Here is a 2,064-nt window from a genome sequence, read left to right on the forward strand (position 1 = left end):
CGCGGGACGGACGCGAAACACCTGCGAATTCCTTGCGTTTGGAAGACGAACGCCTCGACCGTCGGGCCGAGGCGTTCATCGTTTACCCGTGGGTCGGTGGAGTTTCGCCGATTCGTTGAAGTAGAGCGCGTCGGACGGTCTTCGAAATCGGGGTAGGGTGCAATTAGAGACATCGTGCGGACAGGCATAACCGGGGAGTTGCAAACCCAGACGATGTTGGAAATCACTGGGCTGGTCCGCGAGTCTGCTCAGGCAGGCTCCCGAATACTCGCATCGGTCACCCTCCGGAGCGCCAACCAGTCATGGGGGCAGAACCCCTGCCATGCTGAGAAGGATTGCCACGGTGCACACGAAGATACCCACTACTGCGATCGACATGCTCCACACAATGAACCGCCAACGTCGTGCCGACCTGGCCTGGATCTGATCTCGTACCGACCAGAGGAAGGCGGCCCCTGATAGAACTGCGAGGAGCGGCGCCAGCACCTGGATCACATCCATGATCTGCATCGCTCGTCCTCGATTGCGAACTCACCCAATTGACACTGTGAGCTGCCGGAGGAGTCGCAGCAGGTTTGGCCACTGCTGCAAGAGCCCAGCGCCGCCCGCACAGAACGCTCCGGCAATGGCGGCAAGCAACTCGAGCGCTTCAAGAGCAGGATCTTGGGCTCCCAAGCACTGCGCCAATACGGCACCAATCTGATTAATGAGGGCGACGATCTGACAGCCCAGAGCGACCACGCACGCGTACCATGCGGGGCCGACGAGCGGGGCGCATCCGACAGCAACTGCGATAATCGCGAGGATTTGAAGGGCAATGACGGCGAGCTTCAGGTAGCATCGCCATCCTCCAACCGCCGCAATCGCCGCGATCCCCGCGGCAACGGATACTCCCGTGCCGACTCCGGGTTCCTGTTGCGCACGCTCGAGCATGATCGCGAAATCGATGCTTGAGACGACGCCATCGCCGTCCAGATCATAGCGGACGAGTTCGCTAGAACTCAGGCTCTGCGAGCCATTGACGGCTGACGCCATGAGCTCAATGTCTGGCCACGCGACCGCGGCGTCATTGCTGATGTCGCCATAGATCTCGACCGTGAAACCCTGTGGCGCTTCCGACTCGATCGCAGCTCCGAGGCGAATGCCGGTCGCGCCAGAGAACACCACGAGCGCCCCCTTTTCAAGGTCGGCGATGGCAGTTGCGACGACGATCTCTGGAGCACCATCGCCGTTGATATCTCCGGGGGTGAAGGCCCGAAATCCAAAGAGGCGCTCGTTGGGCCGCGGAAGGAGCGTGAAGATGAGGCTCCCCGTTGTGCCTGAGCGAACTTCGATGAAGCCGTCCGCCGCTGCGATGGTTCCGGGCGATCGGATTACCTCGTCGGCGATGTCGTCCCCATTGATGTCCGCGATGATCTCGCGCTTCGCTGGCAGTCCGTTCTCAAGCAAGTCGATTAAGCCCGCGAGCGCCTCCGCCAACTCTTCCTCTTCCGGAGTAGGCACTGGCGTCGCAATCGCTGCCACCACAATCACGGAGCCTGCAACTGTCGCCGAAGCGGCGGCGCAACTCCCCCTCGCTGTCGCCGGAAACCCGAGCGACAGGATCCCAGCAATGAGCGCGTGCACAAGCACGAACCGACCCAGACTGAAGTTTTGCATGATGTCTAATCTCGCAACTATGGCCCACGGTCGAACAGTTGCATCGCCCCGCTCGGCGCAGCCCGGCGATCACGCCGGGAATGTTGGAAGATAACGCGATCGAACTCGGCGTCAAGAGAGATTCCGCGCCGAATCTGGTTTTCCAATCAACAACGCCCGGCGAGCCTTGCGGCTCGGCCGGGCGGCGCCAAGGGGGATCTATGCCGCACGAGCGAGAGCCGGCGCAGGCTGCTTGCCGTGATGCGATACCATCACGCCGTCCTAAGCGCCTAGCGCTCGCCACCCAGGGGGTTGGGAGCGCTCAAGCGGGACCGACCCCGCGATAACCCGTGACCGGCTCGCGGGCAGAGACTCAGAGACTTCGGGGACCTCTGAACAATCTCGATGAAACCGGGCCTTTCAGAT

At 61.9% G+C, this 2,064-nt stretch carries 1 protein-coding gene; it reads right to left on the reverse strand.

Annotated elements, in window-relative coordinates:
* Nucleotides 1-531 precede the first annotated feature (531 nt).
* Nucleotides 532-1,659 carry a hypothetical protein gene (locus tag KF724_13885; protein MBX3356779.1) on the reverse strand — a complete coding sequence of 376 codons (1,128 nt, stop codon included), beginning with the start codon at nt 1,657-1,659 and terminating at the stop codon, nt 532-534.
* Nucleotides 1,660-2,064: the final 405 nt, after the last annotated feature.

The organism is Phycisphaeraceae bacterium (assembly GCA_019636735.1).
Classification (GTDB): Bacteria; Planctomycetota; Phycisphaerae; order Phycisphaerales; family SM1A02; genus VGXK01.